18 protein-coding genes are annotated in these 17642 nt (G+C 61.3%); 13 read left to right on the top strand and 5 right to left on the bottom strand.

The window, feature by feature from the left end:
- Nucleotides 1-35 precede the first annotated feature (35 nt).
- Nucleotides 36-389 (top strand): DMT family protein, encoded by a 354-nt coding sequence (locus AB8A33_RS20905; protein ID WP_439094534.1) that lies wholly within the window; start codon nucleotides 36-38, stop codon nucleotides 387-389.
- Nucleotides 390-541: 152 nt separating this feature from the next.
- Here the strand turns inward: AB8A33_RS20905 and AB8A33_RS20900 are convergent, their stop codons facing one another.
- The 4 genes from AB8A33_RS20900 to AB8A33_RS20885 form a co-directional block, all read right to left on the bottom strand.
- Nucleotides 542-1705 carry a PQQ-dependent sugar dehydrogenase gene (locus AB8A33_RS20900; RefSeq protein ID WP_439094533.1) on the bottom strand — a complete coding sequence of 388 codons (1164 nt, stop codon included), beginning with the start codon at nucleotides 1703-1705 and terminating at the stop codon, nucleotides 542-544.
- Nucleotides 1706-1787: 82 nt separating this feature from the next.
- Nucleotides 1788-1961 carry a hypothetical protein gene (locus tag AB8A33_RS20895; RefSeq protein ID WP_175367576.1) on the bottom strand — a complete coding sequence of 58 codons (174 nt, stop codon included), beginning with the start codon at nucleotides 1959-1961 and terminating at the stop codon, nucleotides 1788-1790.
- A 140-nt stretch (nucleotides 1962-2101) separates the two neighbouring features.
- On the bottom strand, nucleotides 2102-2755 hold the full coding sequence (locus tag AB8A33_RS20890) for a glutathione S-transferase family protein (protein ID WP_439094532.1): 654 nt from the start codon (nucleotides 2753-2755) through the stop codon (nucleotides 2102-2104).
- A gap of 181 nt (nucleotides 2756-2936) precedes the next feature.
- Nucleotides 2937-4187 carry a glycosyltransferase family 87 protein gene (locus tag AB8A33_RS20885; RefSeq protein WP_439094531.1) on the bottom strand — a complete coding sequence of 417 codons (1251 nt, stop codon included), beginning with the start codon at nucleotides 4185-4187 and terminating at the stop codon, nucleotides 2937-2939.
- Nucleotides 4188-4404: 217 nt separating this feature from the next.
- On the opposite strand from AB8A33_RS20885, the gene AB8A33_RS20880 reads away from it, so the two are divergent.
- From AB8A33_RS20880 to AB8A33_RS20835, 10 genes are all read left to right on the top strand, one after another.
- Nucleotides 4405-5607: a pyridoxal phosphate-dependent aminotransferase gene (locus AB8A33_RS20880; protein WP_068731379.1), complete on the top strand. Its 1203-nt coding sequence runs from the start codon at nucleotides 4405-4407 to the stop codon at nucleotides 5605-5607.
- A 119-nt stretch (nucleotides 5608-5726) separates the two neighbouring features.
- On the top strand, nucleotides 5727-6254 hold the full coding sequence (locus tag AB8A33_RS20875; protein ID WP_439094530.1) for a DUF992 domain-containing protein: 528 nt from the start codon (nucleotides 5727-5729) through the stop codon (nucleotides 6252-6254).
- A gap of 201 nt (nucleotides 6255-6455) precedes the next feature.
- Complete coding sequence (locus tag AB8A33_RS20870) at nucleotides 6456-6926, top strand: DUF992 domain-containing protein (RefSeq protein ID WP_439094529.1); 471 nt, start codon at nucleotides 6456-6458, stop codon at nucleotides 6924-6926.
- 196 nt (nucleotides 6927-7122) lie between these two features.
- Nucleotides 7123-9186 carry an elongation factor G gene (locus AB8A33_RS20865; protein ID WP_439094528.1) on the top strand — a complete coding sequence of 688 codons (2064 nt, stop codon included), beginning with the start codon at nucleotides 7123-7125 and terminating at the stop codon, nucleotides 9184-9186.
- Between the two features lie 11 nt (nucleotides 9187-9197).
- On the top strand, nucleotides 9198-9704 hold the full coding sequence (locus AB8A33_RS20860) for a hypothetical protein (protein ID WP_439094527.1): 507 nt from the start codon (nucleotides 9198-9200) through the stop codon (nucleotides 9702-9704).
- 107 nt (nucleotides 9705-9811) lie between these two features.
- Entirely contained in the window at nucleotides 9812-10099 is a 288-nt protein-coding gene (locus AB8A33_RS20855) for a helix-turn-helix domain-containing protein (RefSeq protein WP_439094526.1), read from the top strand.
- 55 nt (nucleotides 10100-10154) lie between these two features.
- Nucleotides 10155-11900, top strand: coding sequence for a SulP family inorganic anion transporter (locus tag AB8A33_RS20850; RefSeq protein WP_439094524.1), 1746 nt, complete (start codon nucleotides 10155-10157; stop codon nucleotides 11898-11900).
- A gap of 141 nt (nucleotides 11901-12041) precedes the next feature.
- Nucleotides 12042-12887 carry a shikimate dehydrogenase gene (locus AB8A33_RS20845; RefSeq protein WP_439094522.1) on the top strand — a complete coding sequence of 282 codons (846 nt, stop codon included), beginning with the start codon at nucleotides 12042-12044 and terminating at the stop codon, nucleotides 12885-12887.
- A gap of 72 nt (nucleotides 12888-12959) precedes the next feature.
- Entirely contained in the window at nucleotides 12960-13589 is a 630-nt protein-coding gene (locus AB8A33_RS20840) for a hypothetical protein (RefSeq protein WP_315840871.1), read from the top strand.
- Between the two features lie 25 nt (nucleotides 13590-13614).
- On the top strand, nucleotides 13615-14415 hold the full coding sequence (locus AB8A33_RS20835) for an alpha/beta hydrolase (protein WP_439094520.1): 801 nt from the start codon (nucleotides 13615-13617) through the stop codon (nucleotides 14413-14415).
- Between the two features lie 7 nt (nucleotides 14416-14422).
- Here the strand turns inward: AB8A33_RS20835 and AB8A33_RS20830 are convergent, their stop codons facing one another.
- Nucleotides 14423-15562, bottom strand: coding sequence for an alpha-hydroxy acid oxidase (locus AB8A33_RS20830; protein WP_439094518.1), 1140 nt, complete (start codon nucleotides 15560-15562; stop codon nucleotides 14423-14425).
- Between the two features lie 123 nt (nucleotides 15563-15685).
- On the opposite strand from AB8A33_RS20830, the gene AB8A33_RS20825 reads away from it, so the two are divergent.
- Complete coding sequence (locus tag AB8A33_RS20825) at nucleotides 15686-15883, top strand: hypothetical protein (RefSeq protein WP_439094516.1); 198 nt, start codon at nucleotides 15686-15688, stop codon at nucleotides 15881-15883.
- 246 nt (nucleotides 15884-16129) lie between these two features.
- Entirely contained in the window at nucleotides 16130-17476 is a 1347-nt protein-coding gene (gene glmM, locus AB8A33_RS20820; RefSeq protein WP_439094514.1) for a phosphoglucosamine mutase, read from the top strand.
- Nucleotides 17477-17642 lie beyond the last annotated feature (166 nt).

Here is a 17642-nt window from a genome sequence, read left to right as displayed (position 1 = left end):
TGTTAGCGCCGCGATTTGAAAAGGATCCCGATCGAATGCCCTTCACCATTCCGCCCCTGCTGTTGCCGATTTTGATGCTGCTGGCCTCGAATATCTTCATGACCTTTGCCTGGTATGGCCATCTGAAATTCAAGGACCATTCGCTGTCCCTGGTCATCATGGTGAGCTGGGGCATTGCCTTCTTCGAGTATTGGCTTGCTGTGCCCGCCAACCGCTGGGGTAGCGAGGTCTACAATGCCGCCCAGCTCAAGACGATGCAGGAAGTTATCACGCTGGTCGTGTTTGCTGTATTTTCGGTGCTGTATCTGAAGGAGCCGCTCGGCTGGAATCACGCGCTGGGCTTTGCCTTCATCGCGCTCGGGGCGTTCTTTATTTTCCACAAGTGGTGAGGTCATCACTCACCTGTCATCGCCCGACCTGGCGCGCGATTGGGCGCTCGGATCGGGCGATCCAGTAAACACAGGCATTGATGCTCAACACAGGCGTCTGCGTTTACTGGATCACCCGTTTTCGCGGGTGGGCAACCGAGTTTGGAAAGGCCTTATCGGCTTGCCGGCGTAACGCGCAAAATCCGCCCCGCCGAACTATCCGTAAGCAGCCACAGCGCGCCGTCCGGTCCCTGCCGGACGTCGCGGATGCGTTCGTTGAGATTCTGTAGGATGCGCTCTTCGGAGGTGACAGTATTGCCGTTGAGCTGCAGCCGCACCAGCATCTGGCCGGCCAGCGCGCCGGTGAACAGGCTGCCGCGCCAGCGCGGGAAGAGATCGCCGGTGTAGAAAGTCATGCCCGATGGTGCGATCGACGGCACCCAGTATTTCACCGGCTGCTCCATGCCGGGCTTCGACGTGGTTTCGTGGATCTTCGCGCCGGAATAGTCGATGCCATAGCCGATCACCGGCCAGCCGTAATTCTTGCCCTTGCCGATGATGTTCACTTCATCGCCGCCGCGCGGCCCGTGCTCGGTCTCCCACAAGTCGCCTGTTGCCGGATTGATGGCGAGGCCTTGCTGGTTGCGATGACCGTAGCTCCAGATCTCTGGCCTGGCGCCGTCGCGGCCGACAAACGGATTGTCCTTCGGTACCGAGCCATCCGGCGCGATGCGGATCAGCTTGCCGAGATGATTATCAAGACTCTGCGCCTGATCGCGGCCGCTATAGTGTTCGCCGAGCGTAACAAACAGGTTGTTGTCAGGCGCCTGCACAATACGGCAGCCGTGGTGATTGCCCGACGACAGCGGGCCGTCCTGGCGAAAGATCACCTTCATGTCATCAAGCCGCGGCGCAGGGCCCTCGACAAGCTTGCCGCGCGCGATCGCCGTGCGAGCGCCGCTGCCCGAACGTTCCGAGTAGCAGAAGTAGATCGTGGTGTTCTGCTCGTAGTTCTTGTCGGTGATGACGTCGAGCAAACCGCCCTGGCCGACGACCATAACCTCGGGCACGCCTTTCACTGCAGGCGACAACTGTCCCTGCGGTGAGACGATACGGATGCGGCCGGGCCGTTCGGTGACCAGCATGCGGCCCTCGGGCAGAAACGCCAGCGCCCATGGATGAGCGAGGCCGGAGGCGACGGTCTGCACTTCGAGCCTGCCGGCCGACGAGCCGAATGAGGTGTTTTCGCCACGGGTGGTCGTGGCGATCAGAAGGCTCGCGGTCACGACGATAGCCGCCGTCAACGTGACGGTGACCCAGATCACGGGCCTTTTCATCGGTATGGCTCCATCGCGGAGTCGCAAGTTGCATAAGCGATGCGCGGCATCGCGGCTGAGTGTTTATGAATTGTGGGGACCGTCAGAGCGGCATCGCACTCGCCACCGGGATCGACATCACGGTCAGGGCGAGGATGACGCAGAGCGATAGACAGCCAACCGCGAGCGACGCCGCGACGGCGTGGGTCAACCGGGTGGATGCGATGGACGTGGGGCGCGCCTGAAATCCTGCACCCACGCGAAGCGACCGTATCATGGCCGTAAATCCTTCAAATCGCGGGCGAATCACCCGCGTGCTACAAATTCGCAGCTGCGGCAGGCGAGATTTGGGCGGGATTGGCCGTAACTATGGCGGGAAAATGGCATTCACAGCACTTATGCCCGCTATTTCCGGGCTTATGCGTCGGCCACTACGTCCAAAGTATCGTATTCCGAGGAGGTCGGGTGCCAGTCCATGGAGATAAAGCCCGGCTGGGTTTCCACCAGACGCAGCCAGCGGCGGATCGACGGGAAGCTCGACAGGTCGAAATCGCACTTCTCGGCGACGTGGGTGTAACCGTATAGCGCGATGTCGGCGATGGTCAGCTGGCCCGCGGCGAAGAAGTCATGGATCTTGAGGTGATTCTCCATCACCTGCAGTGCGGCATAGCCACGCTCCATCCAGTCTTCCAGCGCGTGGGTCTGCAGGTCGCGGCCACCGCGCACCAGGCACAGCCAGAAATAGGCGGCGCCGAGATTCGGCTCCAGGGCGTGCTGTTCGAAGAACATCCACTGCATGGCTTCGGCGCGGTCCATGCGCGATTCCGGCGCCAGAGACGTGCCGATTGCGACATACCAGAGAATGGCGTTGGACTCGGCGAGATAGCGGCCTTCGGCGATCTCGAGCAACGGCACCTGGCCGCTGGGATTCTTGGCCAGAAATTCCGGGGTACGGCTCTCGCCGCGCAGAATGTCCACTTCGATGGCGCGATAAGGCGCGCTCAAGAGCGCCAGCGCGAGGCGAACCTTGTAGCTATTGCCAGAGCGCTGCATCGAATAGAGTTTGTACATTCGCAGGTGTTCGATTCATTTCAGGTCAAGGCAACTGCGCGATTGGCCAGCGCAGATCGCGGTTAGACAATGATGCTGATGCGAGCCTGTCGCAAGGCCCAAGGACTGGAAAAAGTCGAAAACGGCTGCAGCAGTCTGGATTGAGAAAAATGTATGTCCGGCAGCATTCCGCAATGGAAGATCACGCTGCCGCGATCCGTGTGTGAAGGTGCGGCGATGTGCTGTTATCAGCGAGGGCGCGCCGCAGCACGATGATATAGAAAGCGATCATCACCAGAAAGCCGAGCGGCAGTTCGATGGCCCCGGCAATGCTGCGCGTCAGCAGCGGCATGATCCATGTCAATGCCAGCAGTGTGATCTCATAGTTGCGAAATCCTCTGCGGAAGCCGGTTACGACCATGAATGCAATGGCTGGACCGAGAAGCATCAGATCGTAGTCGAGCACGTGCGGCGAAGCGAGAAGGGTTGCGATCAACAGGATTGCGGCCTTGAGATTTGTGTCACGTGCCACGCGCGACGCCCAGACTGCGCTGGCAATCACGGCGATCGAGACGATGCCCTGGACGAGATACGCGGATGCGATATTTCCCCTCCACATCCGTATTGCCGCGAATGCGCTCTGCAGTTTCTCGAATCCGACCTGTCCCTGTTCGAGCAGGAGCTGACGCGATGTCTCGGTAACAGATGCGAAAGCGATCCAGCAGTCGATGCCGAACAAGGCGCTCGTGATACCCGTGAGAGCGATGACGGTGATGGTTGCTGCAGCGATGCATCGCCACTGGCCCGCCGCGAATAACGCCAGCGGAATGACGATGGCAAATTGCGGCTTGTAGGCCATCAGCGCAAACAGGATGCCTGCAAGATAAGGGCGCTGCGGAAGTGCGAGCAGGGCGCTGCCGAACAGGCCCGCGGTCAAAAAGCCGTTCTGACCATGACCGAGATTGATGAATGCCGCTGGGAACGCCATCGCTACCGGGAGCCACAGGCGATGCATCGCATCAGGCAGGGCGGCTCGTTTCAGGATCGCCGAGATCACGAGCAGGTAGAATACGAAGCTGCCGCCCTGCCAGATAGCAAGCGCGAGCGGGTAAGGGAGCATTGCCAGCGGAGTTGCGACCAGCAGAAAAATCGGCGGATAGAACCAGGCGTAATAAGGGGTATCGCTGCCGAAAAGTTGCTGCTGGCGCGCGTAGTGCGCCGCTACCGTATAACTATCGAGGGCTTTGCCCTCGAGGGCGAGCGCTCCCGCGGTATAGAAGCTTGAGAAATCGGTCCCGATCGGCTTGCCGTTGCGGTCGATCACGCCATCCGAGACCGCAATCCAGCCGGCGAAGGCCAACATGCCCAGAGCGAGCACGATCAGGCTGTAAGCCCGCACGCGTTCGAGGGTCAGCCATGCGCCGCTTTCAATGTGCTGCCAGATCCGGATCATTCTAAGGGTGCATTTTGGCTCAAATCGTCGATTGCAGCGTACGGATGACGCTATCGTCCCCCGTTTAACGCTTGCTGAATTGCATCACTTCCAGATGTGTTTTTGCCCAACCTTCTTGCGATGCAGGATTACACGCACTAGGGTGCGCCGATCCCAGCAGGATCAGCCATTTTGACGTCGCCGACCGCGGGTCCGCGACCTTTCTCAGGAGAAGATGATGTCGTTTTTGTCCGCTGCGCTCGACCGTGTGAAGCCGTCCGCGACGATCGCGGTGACGGATAAAGCACGTGCGCTGAAAGCAGCCGGCCGCAACGTCATCGGTCTTGGTTCGGGCGAGCCCGATTTCGACACCCCGGCGAATATCAAGCTGGCAGCGATTCACGCCATCGAGGCCGGCAAGACCAAGTACACCGCCGTGGACGGTATTCCCGAACTGAAGGAAGCCATTATCGGCAAGTTTCAGCGCGAGAACGGCCTGACCTACAAGCCGAACCAGATCATCGTTGGCACCGGCGGCAAGCAGGTGCTCTACAACGCGCTGATGGCGACGCTGAACCCGGGTGACGAAGTCATAATCCCGGCACCGTATTGGGTGAGCTATCCGGAAATGGTGGCGCTGGCCGGCGGCACGCCTGTGTCCGTGGTCTGCACCGCGGAGTTCGGCTTCAAGCTGCAGGCGTCCGCGCTGGAAGCGGCGATCACGCCGAAGACCAAGTGGATCATCCTGTGCTCGCCGTCCAACCCGACGGGCGCCGCCTACAAGAAGTCGGAGCTCAAGGCGCTCACCGATGTCCTCGTGAAGCATCCTCACGTTTGGGTGATGACCGACGATATGTATGAGCACCTCGTCTATGACGACTTCGAGTTCACCACGCCGGCACAGATCGAACCGTCTCTGTTCAATCGCACGCTGACCGTGAACGGCGTCTCCAAGGCTTACTGCATGACCGGCTGGCGCATCGGTTACGCCGGTGGTCCCGCCGAGCTCATCAAGGCAATGGCGACCATCCAGTCGCAGTCGACCTCGAACCCGTCGTCGATCGCGCAGTGGGCAGCCGTCGAAGCGCTCAACGGTCCGCAGGACTTCATCCCGAAGAACAATGCCGTGTTCAAGGAGCGCCGCGATCTCGTGGTGGCAATGCTGAATCAGGCCTCGGGCATCAACTGCCCGCGTCCGGAAGGCGCATTCTACGTCTATCCGTCCTGCGCCGGCACCATCGGCAAGACTGCGCCTTCGGGCAAGGTTATCGCCAATGACGAAGACTTCGTCACAGAACTGTTGGAAACCGAAGGCGTGGCGGTGGTGCAGGGTTCGGCCTTCGGCCTTGGCCCGGCATTCCGCATCTCCTACGCGACGAAAACGTCCGATCTCGAAGATGCCTGTAAGCGCATCCAGCGCTTCTGCGGAAATCTTCGGTAACAAAACCTGCCCCGAAACTTTTGACGATTTCGGGGCTTATTCCGGGAAGCGCCTTGTTTTCGACACGGCGCTTCCTTCTTGTCCCCTCGCTATTAAAATCCCCAAGGTGGAGTAACACTATGCGACTTTCCAAGATGTTCGGCCTGACGGCCGTGGCCTTTGCGGCGTCGGTTGCGACCGCAAATGCACAGCAGCCTGGCAGCGTTCAGGTTGGCGTGCTGGAGTGCCGTGGCGGCCAGAACGTCGGCTACGTGGTCGGTTCGAATGCGCACCTCAACTGCGTCTTCCAGAGCGCCGGTGGCCGCGCCGAAGGTTACGTCGCCAACATCCGCCGTTTCGGCCTTGATCTCGGCTTCACCGAAAACACCACCGTGCAGTGGGCTGCCTTCGCTCCGACCACCCGCGTTCCCCGCGGTGCGCTCGCCGGCAGCTACGGCGGCGTCGGCACCAACGCGTCGGTTGGCCTCGGTTTCGGCGGCAACTTCCTCGTTGGCGGTCCGGGCAACACCTATTCGCTGCAGCCGATCTCGGTGCAGGGCCAGACCGGTCTGAACGTCGCCAGCGGCATCGTTCAGCTCGAACTGGAATCGACCGGTCCCGTCAGCGGTCATCGTCGCCACAAGCGTGGTCATCGTAGCCACCGCTAAGTGATCGCTGCGATCGTGTAAGCGATCGGCAAGGTTAACGAAAAGGCCCGCGTGAGCGGGCCTTTTTTGTTGCGCGCGCCACATGCGTGGCGCTGTCATTGAGCGGTATCATTGGCTATGGATAGTTCAGTTGACGCGGAAGTGATTGAAGCCTCCGCGTCAAGGATCCATGCATCACACCGTTCACCCGGAGATCACTCGATGAGCCGCCTTTCGCTCCTTCTCGGCCTTGCCGCCTCGACCTTCGTTGCCTTCAGCGCGCAGGCCCAGCAGCCCGTTCAACTCGGCGTTCTCAATTGCCGCGGCGGCGCCAGCGTCGGCTTCGTCGTCGGGTCGGTGACCAATCTCGGCTGCGTGCTCACCGGCACGGGTCGTCCGGACCAGCCTTATGTCGCAACCATCCGCAAGGTGGGCATCGACCTTGGCATCACCCAGGAAACCGCACTGTCATGGGCCGTGTTCGCACCTGTGAACTATCCGGGTCAGGGCGATCTGTCCGGCAACTATGCCGGGGCACAGGGTTCGGCCTCGTTCGGTGTCGGCCTCGGCGCCAATGTGCTGGTTGGCGGTTCGCAGAATTCGATCGCGCTACAGCCGCTCAGTCTGCAGGGCTCGACCGGCCTCAATGTTGCCGCCGGTCTCGAAAGCCTGGAACTGCGCCCGGGCCGCTGATCGCTACAACGGTCGCTTGAACGCGTCTAATCCGGCTTCGCCATATGCGGAGCCGGATTTTTCGTATCGTGATCCCACCACATTTGATTGTGCCTTCCGCATCGCAGCGACGTTTCCGTCTTGCCAAATGTCCGGACCGGGTCGAGCATTGATGGCCGACCCAATCACGGGCCGAGCTCCAGACAAGGAGGCGGCAATGGGACAAGACCTGAGAAGTCCCCAAGGTCCACAAGGCAATGCCGCAAAGTGCATTGCGCTGGTGGGCCCCTTCCAGAGCGGAAAAACCACACTGCTTGAAGCGATCATGGCCCGCACCGGGGCGATCCCGCGGGCCGGCAGCGTCGATAACGGTACGAGTATCGGCGATGCCAATGCGGAAGCCAGAGCCCACAAGATGGGCGTCGGCCTCACCGCGGCCACTACCACTTTCATGGGCGACAGCTACACATTCATCGACTGTCCGGGCTCGGTGGAGTTCGCACATGACATGCGCGCGGCATTGCCCGCCGTCGACGCAGCCATCGTGGTTTGCGAGGCAGATGCGCGAAAATTGCCGCAGCTGCAATTGATCCTGCGCGAACTCGAAGACCTCGGCATTCCCAGATTTCTGTTTCTCAACAAGATCGACCGCGCCCACAAGCGCGTGCGCGAGACGCTAGCCACATTGCAGCCGGCCTCGCGCGTGCCGCTGGTGCTGCGGCAGATCCCGATCTGGAACGGCGACCTGGTCGCCGGCTTCGTCGATCTCGCGCTGGAGCGCGCTTTCGTCTATCGCGAGCACAAGGCGTCCGAGGTCATCAAGCTCGAAGGCGGCGATCTCGACCGCGAGAAGGAAGCGCGTTTCTCTATGCTGGAGAAGCTTGCGGATCATGACGACGCGCTGATGGAGCAGTTGCTTGACGACATCGCGCCGCCGGCCGATGCCGTGTTCGACGATCTCGCACGCGAATTGCGCGAGGGGGTGATCTGTCCGGTGCTGCTGGGCTCGGCGATGCGCGAGAACGGTGTGCTGCGGCTGATGAAGGCGCTACGCCACGAGGCACCCGGCGTGGCCGAGACGGCGAAGCGCCTCGGCGTGCCCGATAGCAAGGATGCGATCGGTTACGTGTTCAAGAGCAGCCATCTGCAGCATGGCGGCAAGCTGTCTTACGCGCGCGTGCTGAGTGGTCATCTCGATGATGGCGCAACATTGCTGTCCTCGTCTGGCGAAAGCGGGCGTGTCTCCGGCATTCTTGCGGCGAGCGGCGGACATGACAGCAAGCGCGCATCGGCCGATGCGGGCGAGACCGTCGCGCTCGGCAAGCTCGATCATGTCAGGACCGGCGACACGATCTCGACCGGCAAGACCGTGCCGGCGTCTCTGGTGAATGTCGTGGCCGCGTCGCCCGTGCTGGCCATGGCGCTGGCGTCCGCCGATCGCAAGGACGACGTCAAGCTCGGCCAGGCGCTGTTGCGGTTGACCGAGGAAGATCCGTCGCTTGCGGTGGTCAATAACGCGCAGACCCATGACGTGGTGTTGTGGGGGCAGGGCGAGATGCATCTGCGCGTGGCGATGGAGCGCCTGCACGACCGCTTCGGCATCAACGTCAAATCGCATGCGCCGGTGATCGGCTATCAGGAGACCATCCGTAAACCGATTACCCAGCGCGGCAGGCACAAGAAACAGTCCGGCGGTCACGGCCAGTTTGGCGACGTTGTGCTGGAGATAGGCCCGTTGCCGCGCGGCGAAGGCTTTGCATTCCAGGAAAAGGTGGTCGGCGGCGCGGTGCCGCGCAACTACATTCCCGCGGTGCAGGAAGGCGTCGTCGACGGGCTGCAGCGTGGTCCGCTCGGTTTTCCTGTCATCGACGTGCAGGTGACGCTCACCGACGGGTCCTATCACAGCGTCGATTCTTCCGATCAGGCGTTCCGGACGGCTGCCCGCATCGGTTTCACCGAGGCGCTGCCGCAATGCCAGCCAGTGCTGCTGGAGCCGATCCATACGGTGGAGATCGTCTGTCCAACCGAGGCCACGGCCAAGGTCAACGCCATCCTGTCAGGACGGCGCGGCCAGATCCTCGGCTTCGATACCCGTGACAACTGGCCGGGCTGGGACACGGTGCGCGCGCTGTTGCCGGAAGCGGAGATCGGCGACCTGATCGTCGAGCTGCGATCGGCCACCGCCGGTGCCGGCAGCTTCACCCGCAGCTTCGACCACATGGCCGAAGTCTCGGGCCGCACCGCCGACCAGATCGTTGCGGCGCATCGGGTGGCGGCTTAGTACAGTGGCCCATGACGCTTGGACCGCGGGTTGTGATCATCGGCAATAGCGGCTCGGGCAAAAGCACGCTGGCGCGGCAGCTTGAAAGCCGCGTCGGTGGCGAACGCACGGATCTTGATCATATCCATTGGCTGGACAGGGTCGGAGTGAAGCGCGACGAGGAGGAAGCAAGGGAGCGGGTTGCCGCCCTTGCTGCCAAGCCGAGCTGGATCATCGAAGGCGTCTATGGCTGGCTGGCCGAAGCCGCGTTCGCGCGTGCGACGACGCTGATCTGGCTCGATATGAGTCCGCAGGTCTGCCGCGACAGTCTTGGTGCGCGTGGCCCCTGGCGCGGCGCGACAGCCGAGGAGCATGCCGACTTTCTTGGATGGGCGGAGGACTACTGGCAGCGAACGACGTCCACATCCTTTGCCGGACATCAGGCATTGTTCGCGCAATTCCCGAACGCGAAGATCAGGTTCGGTGGCCGAGCAGCCGTCGATGATTTTGTGGCGAACCTGGCCGGGATCGGTCCGTAGCTGCACGTTTTCCGGCTATACCAATTTCAAACGGCTTCAATGATGTTTTAAACATCATTGAAGCCGTTTTATATTTGATATAAGACTCTATAAACAGGAAGATTAGCTTGATCACGTCGTTTCAGATGCGCGCAGCGCGGGCGTTGTTGGGGATCGATCAAAAGCGGCTGGCGGAACTGGCCGGCGTCTCGCTGCCGACGATTCAGCGCATGGAAGCGAGTGATGGCAACGTCAGAGGCGTGGTGGATTCGTTGATCAAGGTTGTCGATGCCCTGGATCGCTCAGGCGTCGATCTGATCGGCGAGAACGTTCGCAGCGATGCCGGCGGACGAGGGGTGAGGCTGAAACAGCCCGGTCCACCACCGAAACTTGAAGAGCCAAAGCTGACGGATTGAGAACGGGCCGCGGCCTCGATCGTGATCCGCGGCGGGTGACAGGGGCGAGTCGGGAATGGAGATTTCCAGAAATCGCGTGTGGAGGGCGCATCAGCCGACCTTCGCCGAACTGTTCATGCCGAAACTGATCACGGTGCTGCGCGAAGGCTACGGCATCGCCGATCTGCGCGCCGACATCTTGTCCGGTTTGACGGTGGCGATCGTCGCGCTTCCGTTGTCGATGGCGATCGCCATTGCCTCGGGGACGTCGCCGGATCGTGGTCTCATAACTGCTGTGATCGGCGGCTTCCTTGTGTCTGCACTGGGCGGAAGCCGCTTTCAGATCGGCGGCCCAGCCGGCGCCTTCATCGTGCTGGTGGCTGCTACCGTGAGCCGCCATGGGATCGACGGACTGATCCTCGCCACCATGATGTCAGGCGTTTTTCTGATGGCGGCGGGCTATCTCCGGCTCGGCACCTACATCAAGTTCATTCCCTATCCGGTCACGGTCGGTTTCACAGCCGGCATCGCCGTCATCATCTTCGCCAGCCAGATCAGGGATCTGTTGGGGTTGACGTTGACTGGCAAGGAGCCAGGAGATCTCATTCCCAAGCTCGAGGCTCTGGGTTCCGCGTTGCCGACGGTGAACGCTGCGGCCGTTGCCGTTACCATCGTCTCGCTCGCGATCATTGTCGGGCTTCGGATGCTGCGGCCATCATGGCCCGGCATTCTGATCGCGGTGGTCGCGAGCGCCGTCGCGGCAGCTTCGTTGGCGCTGCCCGTGGAAACCATCGGCACTCGCTTCGGGGGCATTCCGCAATCGTTTCCGTTGCCGACGCTGCCCGCGATGTCCTTCGCCAAATTGCAGGCCATCCTGCCCGATGCCATTGCCTTCGCGCTGCTCGGCGCCATCGAATCGCTTTTGTCGGCGGTTGTCGCCGATGGCATGACAGGGCGGCGGCACCGGTCGAACTGCGAGTTGGTGGCGCAAGGCGTTGCCAACATCGGCTCAGCCTTGTTTGGAGGAATCTGCGTGACCGGCACCATCGCGCGGACCGCGACCAATGTCCGGGCCGGCGCGCATGGGCCGGTCTCGGGCATGCTGCATTCTGTGTTCCTGCTGGCGTTCATTCTGATCGCAGCGCCGCTGGCGAGCTACATTCCGCTCGCGTCGCTGGCCGCCGTGCTGGCGGTGGTGGCGTGGAATATGGCGGAGAAGCATGAGTTCATCATGCTGCTGCGTTCGTCATGGGGCGATGCGCTGGTCCTGCTGGCGACGTTCTTGCTGACCATTTTTCGCGATCTCACGGAGGGCATTCTCGTCGGCTTCGCGCTTGGCGCCGTGCTATTCATCAACCGCATGGCGGAGATCACGGGGATAGAGGCTGATGGGCCGCTGGTCGCTGCCGATCGCGCGGATGATGCCAATGGCGATCGCGCACCGTACGATGCGAAGTTGGCGAGCGATCCGGACGTGCTGGTCTATCGCATCACTGGCGCGTTCTTCTTCGGCGCTGCCTCGACCATTGGTTCGGTGCTCGACGGCTTCTCGGATCGCCACAAGGCTTTCGTGATCGATTTTGCCGCGGTGCCCTTCCTGGATTCCACTGCTGCGAATGCGATCAAGGGCATTGCCGAGAAGGCAAAGCGACAAGGCGTCCGCGTGATTCTCACCGGCACCTCGCAGGGCGTGCGCCGGGCGCTGCTGACCCACGGCGCGCGACCGCCGCTGGTCAAATACCGTGCTGATGTTGCAGCGGCCGTCAGCGAGATCAAGACCCGACGTGCTGCAGCGATCCAGGAGGCGTCGAGCTTGCACTGAGGCATCGGCAATTGCTCGCAGCTGCGATATTGATCGTTTGCATCGTTGTCGGACTTGCTGTGCGCCGCAAAACTGTCGGATGATTAAGAGCCCCTGCATGATTTTTATGCTACGCACGCTTCCGCTTGAAGCGAAGGATGGATGATGCCGAACGAGACCTCGCCCCGCGCCGCCTGTTTGATCGGCTGGCCTGCCGCACATTCGCGCTCGCCACTGATCCACCATCACTGGCTGCGCAGCATGGATATTCCGGGCGGCTACAGTATCGAGTCGATTCCGCCGGAAGGCGTGGCCGAATTCGTGATGAACCTGTCCAAGCATGGTTACATCGGCGCCAATGTGACGATCCCGCATAAGGAGCGCGTGCTGAAACTCACCGCGCCGGATCGCCGCGCGCGCGCCGTCGGGGCCGCCAACACGCTATGGTACGACCATGGCACGTTGCGCGCGACCAATACGGATATCGAGGGCTTCATCGATAATCTCGATCATTGCGCGCAGGACTGGGACCATGCCGATGACGCGCTGGTGCTCGGCGCGGGCGGCTCGTCGCGTGCAGTGGTGTTCGGATTGCTCGAGCGCGGAATCAAACATGTCTATGTCGCCAATCGCAGTTTCGATCGCGCTGAGGCGATGGCAGCACAATTCGGCTCGCGGGTCGTGCCGCTGGCGTGGGAGAATGTCGCCAGCATGTTGCCGCGCGCATCCTTGCTGGTGAACACCACCTCGCTCGGGATGGGCGGCCAGCCGCCATTGATCATTGACCTCGATCTGCTGCCTGACCAGGCAGTCGTCGCCGATCTCGTTTACGTGCCGCTCGATACGCCGCTGCTCGCCGCTGCCCGTGCGCGGGGCCTCCGCACGGCGGACGGACTCGGCATGTTGCTGTATCAGGCCGTGCGTGGCTTCGAGCTGTGGTTCGGGCAGCGCCCCGACGTGACGCCGGAACTGCGTCGCCTCGTCGAGGCCGATCTCACAGTGGCGTGAGCGGGGAATAGCTATTTGGCCTTGGGGTTTCCATCTGCAGCGGTGGGCGCTGCCTTCAAAGGAAATTCCCCTATGGTTCAGATCTTATCGACTTCGGCTCGCTTGTTCGCGGGCTCACTTCTCGCTGGTTCATTGCTGATCTCCGCTGCATCAGCGCAGCAGCCGCAACCCCTGCGCATCCGTGGTGCCATCGAAGCCGTCGATGGCGCGGTGCTGACGATCAAGACGCGCGAAGGCGATGAGCGCAAAGTGAAGATGACGGACAATGTCACCGTGACCGGCATTGCCAGAACGACAATGGCCGAGGTGAAGCCCGGCTCCTATATCGGCGTGACCGGTATGCCGCAGGCCGATGGGTCGCAGAAAGCCATCGCGATCCATATCTTTCCGGAAGCGATGCGCGGCACCGGCGAAGGCTCGCGCCCCTGGGATCTGCGCCCCAACAGCAGCATGACCAATGCCACCGTAGATCAGAAGGTCCAGGCCTCCGATGGCCAGACGGTGACAGTGAAGTACAAGGACGGGGAAAAGAAAGTGACCGTGACGCCTGACACGCCGATCGTGACATTCGTGCCGGGCAACAAGGATGAACTCAAGCCTGGCGCCAAGATCATCATCATGGGCGCTACCAAGAAGGATGACGGCACTTTCGAGACGGCGCGGGTCAATGTCGGGCTGGATGGGCTGACGCCGCCAATGTGACAGGGTTGAAACTGCGGAGACACTCGTGCGCAGACCATTCCTGAGGCCGTGCCTGATCCTCGTATCTCTTTTGTTGTCTGCTCCGCAATTCGTTGATGCGCAGACACTTGCCCCGACAGAGCGCGTGCTGAACTTGCCACTTCCCGGCGGCGATCATCAGCGCGCGCTCTACGTCAGTCCGCCTCGTCCACGCGCGACCCTCGTGATGCTGCCCGGCGGAGCGGGCGATATAGGCATCGTCTGGGATGGCGATATCGCCCACGGCAACAATTTCGTCGTTCGCTCGCGCGCGCTCTGGAATGCTGCGGGTTTCGCGGTGCTGATCCCCGACACTGTCGATGGTCAAAATTTGCGCGGGCTGCGCAGCTCGCCGCAATATGCAGCACGCGTTGGTGATCTCGTTGCTGCGGCTCATGCGCAGGCGCCGGGACCGGTCTTTCTGCTCGGGACCAGCCAAGGCTCGATTGCGGCGATGAACGGCGCAGCGAATCTGCGTGACGGTCAGATCGCGGGTATCATGCTCACTGAGTCGGTGTCGCGCCTTGGTGGCAGCCACGAGACGGTGTTCGACGCGCATACTGAACGAGTCAATGTGCCCGCACTCGTCGTCGCCAATTCAGACGATCGCTGCAATGTCGCACCGCCGGAAGACGCCGACAAGATCGCAGCAGCGATGACTGGCGCGCCGCGCGTCAAGGTCCTCAGGGTCAGTGGCGGAGATCAGCGCTCGTCCACGAATTGCGGATCGCTGTCGCCGCACGGCTATTACGGCATCGAGCAAAAAGTCGTCGATACGATCGCCGCGTGGATCGACGCGGCGATCTGACGAGGCCTCACTGCACCAAAACGTGCCTATCGATCTCGGCGATCGAATTCACGCCGCACAGGCCCATGGTGACGCTGAGTTCGTTGCGCAGGATGTCCAGCGCCTTGGTCACGCCGGGGCCGCCATAGGCACCGAGACCGTAGATATAGGCGCGGCCGATCATGCAGGATTTCGCGCCGAGCGCGATCGCGCGCATCACGTCCTGCCCCGAGCGGATGCCGCTGTCGAACATCACTTCGATATCCGAGCCGACGGCATCGGCGATCCCCGGCAGTACCGAGATCGACGACGGCGCACCGTCGAGCTGACGTCCGCCATGGTTGGACACGACCATCGCCTGCGCCCCGACCTTCACGGCCTCGCGGGCATCCTCGATATCGTGAATGCCTTTGATCACGATCTTGCCGGGCCAGATGCTGCGGATCCAGTCGAGATCCTTCCAGTTCAACGACGCATCGAATTGCGATGCTGTCCACTGCGCGACGGAGCCGAGATCGTCGGTGTTCTTCACGAAGCCTGCGATGTTGCCGAAGTTGCGCCGCTTGGCTTTCAGCGTGCGCACCAGCCAGCCGGGCTTGCTCATGAAATCGATCAGGTTCTTCACATTCAAGATCTGAGGCGGCACCGACAGGCCATTCTTGATGTCGGCATGACGCTGGCCGATCACCTGCAGATCGACGGTCAGCACCAGCGCGCTGCACTTCGCCTTGATGGCACGCTCGATCAATTCCTTGATGAAGCCGCGATCCTTCATGACATAGAGCTGAAACCAGAACGGTTTCTCGACATTTTCGGCGACGTCTTCGATCGAATTGATCGACATCGTCGAGAGTGTATAGGGAATGCCCGCCGCCTGCGCCGCCCGGCAGGCGTGAATTTCGCCGTCGCCATATTGCAAGCCGGTTGAGCCGACCGGCGCGCAGATCAGCGGCATGGTGGCCTTTTCGCCGAGGATGGTTGTCGAGGTGTCGCGATTGGCGATATCGACCAGAATACGCTGGCGGAACTTTAGCTTCTGCAGATCCTCGCAATTCGCGCGGAACGTGTCTTCGCTATAGGAGCCATGGTCGACGTAATCGAAGAACGCCTTCGGCACGTTGCGCTTATGCTCGAGGCGAAGATCTTCGATGCAGGTGATATGCTTCATGAGATGTCCCAGCCGTTCTTGTCTTTGCTTGTATTTGCTTGTTTCGGTGTCATCTAGCATGGTTAGGCGGTCCGCCATATCTTCCTTGTCATCGGGATGTCGTCGAAATTGAAGGAGGGCAGAATGTCCGGCTCCAAGACAAATCCAGCGACAAATCCAGCAGGCCACGGGGCCGGCAAGGCAGCCGCGGACGAAGAAAAGCGACAGCTGGAAGTTGCGCTGGACGAAGGGTTGGAGGAGACTTTTCCGGGCTCCGATCCGGTCAGTGTGACCCAGCCTGCCCATTCAAAGGCGGACGCGCATATCAAGCGAAAGGGCTGAGCCGGCCAAGTTCCATCAGCCGGCGCTCCATCGAAGGTGTTACCTCGAAGGTGATATATAAGTAATATCAATGGATTGAGGTTGATTTCGCGCTCTGGGCTTGGTAATGATTCATCATATTTTTTGAAGCGATTTTAGGGGCCGTAGCCTTATAAGTCCGTCACATATATGGCGCTGCCAATGGGTCAGTCGCCTGAGACAGGGTTTTAAGCCTTCGCGCAAAGCGCGAGGGCATTGGGGGTTACCATGAGCCGTAAATATTTCGGGACAGACGGCATTCGCGGCCGCGCCAATGGTTTGATCACGCCGGAACTGGCATTGAAGGTCGGGCAGGCGGCAGGTCTTGTGTTTCAGCGCGGCGAACATCGTCATCGTGTCGTGATCGGCAAGGACACCCGGTTGTCCGGCTACATGATCGAAAATGCCCTGGTGGCAGGCTTCACGTCGGTAGGCATGGACGTGCTGTTGGTCGGGCCGATGCCGACGCCCGCTGTGGCGATGCTGACCAAGTCGATGCGCGCCGATCTCGGCGTGATGATTTCCGCATCGCACAATCTGTTCGAGGACAACGGCATCAAGCTGTTCGGACCGCTCGGCTACAAGCTGTCGGACGATGTCGAGAAGCAGATCGAGGAATTGCTCGACGAGAATCTCGACAAGAGACTGTCGCAGAGCGCAAGCCTCGGTCGGGCGCGCCGCATCGACGGCGTGCATGATCGTTACATCGAATTTGCCAAACGCACACTGCCGCGAAATCTCAGCCTCGATGGTTTGCGCGTCGTCATCGATTGCGCCCATGGCGCCGCCTACAAGGTGGCGCCGGAGGCGCTCTGGGAACTCGGCGCGGACGTCATCTCCATCGGAGTCGAGCCGGATGGTTTCAACATCAACAAGGAATGCGGATCGACCGCACCGGAAGCGCTGAGCCGCAAGGTGCGCGAGATGCGTGCCGATATCGGCATTGCGCTGGATGGCGACGCCGATCGGCTGATCATGGTCGACGAGCGTGGCCATCTGGTCGATGGCGACCAGTTGCTTGCCGTTATCGCGCAGAGCTGGAAGGAAGACGGGCGGCTCGCCAAGCCGGGCATTGTCTCCACCGTGATGTCGAATCTCGGTCTGGAGCGCTTCCTGAAGGCGCAGGGCATCGACCTCATCCGCACCGCGGTGGGTGATCGCTATGTGCTCGAGCAGATGCTGCAGCATGGCTATAATGTCGGCGGCGAACCGTCCGGCCATATCATCATGTCGGACCATGCGACGACAGGCGACGGTTTCGTGGCCGCGCTGCAGGTGCTGGCCGTGGTGACCAAGCTCGGTCGGCCAGTGTCAGAGGTTTGCCACCTGTTCGATCCGCTGCCGCAGATCCTGAAGAATGTGCGTTATCGCAGCGGCAAGCCGCTCGATGATGCGGAAGTGAAGTCCACCATCGCTGCCGGTGAACAGCGCCTCAACGGTCATGGTCGTCTCCTGATCCGCCCGTCGGGCACGGAGCCGGTCATCCGCGTGATGGGAGAGGGCGATGACCGCGTGATGGTCGAGGAAGTGGTGGATGCCATCGTTGACGCGCTGGGCCACGCTGCCGCGGCGTAAGATTCCTGTTCGTTCGCTCTGGCCAAGGCGCCAGCGCGCAATGACTGTCGAACTGACATGGAGAGCCGTCTTGTCCGAATATTTATCGGATGAGGCGGCTCTTCCGCGTTTTGATAGTTCGCGTTAGAGCGTTTTCGAGCGAAGCGAGCACCGGTTCGCATCAAGA

This window comes from Tardiphaga sp. 813_E8_N1_3 (assembly GCF_051811025.1).
Classification (GTDB): Bacteria; Pseudomonadota; Alphaproteobacteria; order Rhizobiales; family Xanthobacteraceae; genus Tardiphaga.
The sequence above is the reverse complement of the archived record's forward strand: the minus strand, read 5'-3'. Positions and strand labels throughout refer to the sequence as shown.

Bases quoted from the DNA above. Each gene is read 5' to 3' on its own strand.
- AB8A33_RS20905 (WP_439094534.1), top strand. From the start codon at position 36: ATGCCCTTCACCATTCCGCCCCTGCTGTTGCCGATTTTGATGCTGCTG.
- AB8A33_RS20900 (WP_439094533.1), bottom strand. From the start codon at position 1,705: ATGAAAAGGCCCGTGATCTGGGTCACCGTCACGTTGACGGCGGCTATC.
- AB8A33_RS20895 (WP_175367576.1), bottom strand. From the start codon at position 1,961: ATGATACGGTCGCTTCGCGTGGGTGCAGGATTTCAGGCGCGCCCCACG.
- AB8A33_RS20890 (WP_439094532.1), bottom strand. From the start codon at position 2,755: ATGTACAAACTCTATTCGATGCAGCGCTCTGGCAATAGCTACAAGGTT.
- AB8A33_RS20885 (WP_439094531.1), bottom strand. From the start codon at position 4,187: ATGATCCGGATCTGGCAGCACATTGAAAGCGGCGCATGGCTGACCCTC.
- AB8A33_RS20880 (WP_068731379.1), top strand. From the start codon at position 4,405: ATGTCGTTTTTGTCCGCTGCGCTCGACCGTGTGAAGCCGTCCGCGACG.
- AB8A33_RS20875 (WP_439094530.1), top strand. From the start codon at position 5,727: ATGCGACTTTCCAAGATGTTCGGCCTGACGGCCGTGGCCTTTGCGGCG.
- AB8A33_RS20870 (WP_439094529.1), top strand. From the start codon at position 6,456: ATGAGCCGCCTTTCGCTCCTTCTCGGCCTTGCCGCCTCGACCTTCGTT.
- AB8A33_RS20865 (WP_439094528.1), top strand. From the start codon at position 7,123: ATGGGACAAGACCTGAGAAGTCCCCAAGGTCCACAAGGCAATGCCGCA.
- AB8A33_RS20860 (WP_439094527.1), top strand. From the start codon at position 9,198: ATGACGCTTGGACCGCGGGTTGTGATCATCGGCAATAGCGGCTCGGGC.
- AB8A33_RS20850 (WP_439094524.1), top strand. From the start codon at position 10,155: ATGGAGATTTCCAGAAATCGCGTGTGGAGGGCGCATCAGCCGACCTTC.
- AB8A33_RS20845 (WP_439094522.1), top strand. From the start codon at position 12,042: ATGATGCCGAACGAGACCTCGCCCCGCGCCGCCTGTTTGATCGGCTGG.
- AB8A33_RS20840 (WP_315840871.1), top strand. From the start codon at position 12,960: ATGGTTCAGATCTTATCGACTTCGGCTCGCTTGTTCGCGGGCTCACTT.
- AB8A33_RS20830 (WP_439094518.1), bottom strand. From the start codon at position 15,562: ATGAAGCATATCACCTGCATCGAAGATCTTCGCCTCGAGCATAAGCGC.
- AB8A33_RS20825 (WP_439094516.1), top strand. From the start codon at position 15,686: ATGTCCGGCTCCAAGACAAATCCAGCGACAAATCCAGCAGGCCACGGG.
- glmM (WP_439094514.1), top strand. From the start codon at position 16,130: ATGAGCCGTAAATATTTCGGGACAGACGGCATTCGCGGCCGCGCCAAT.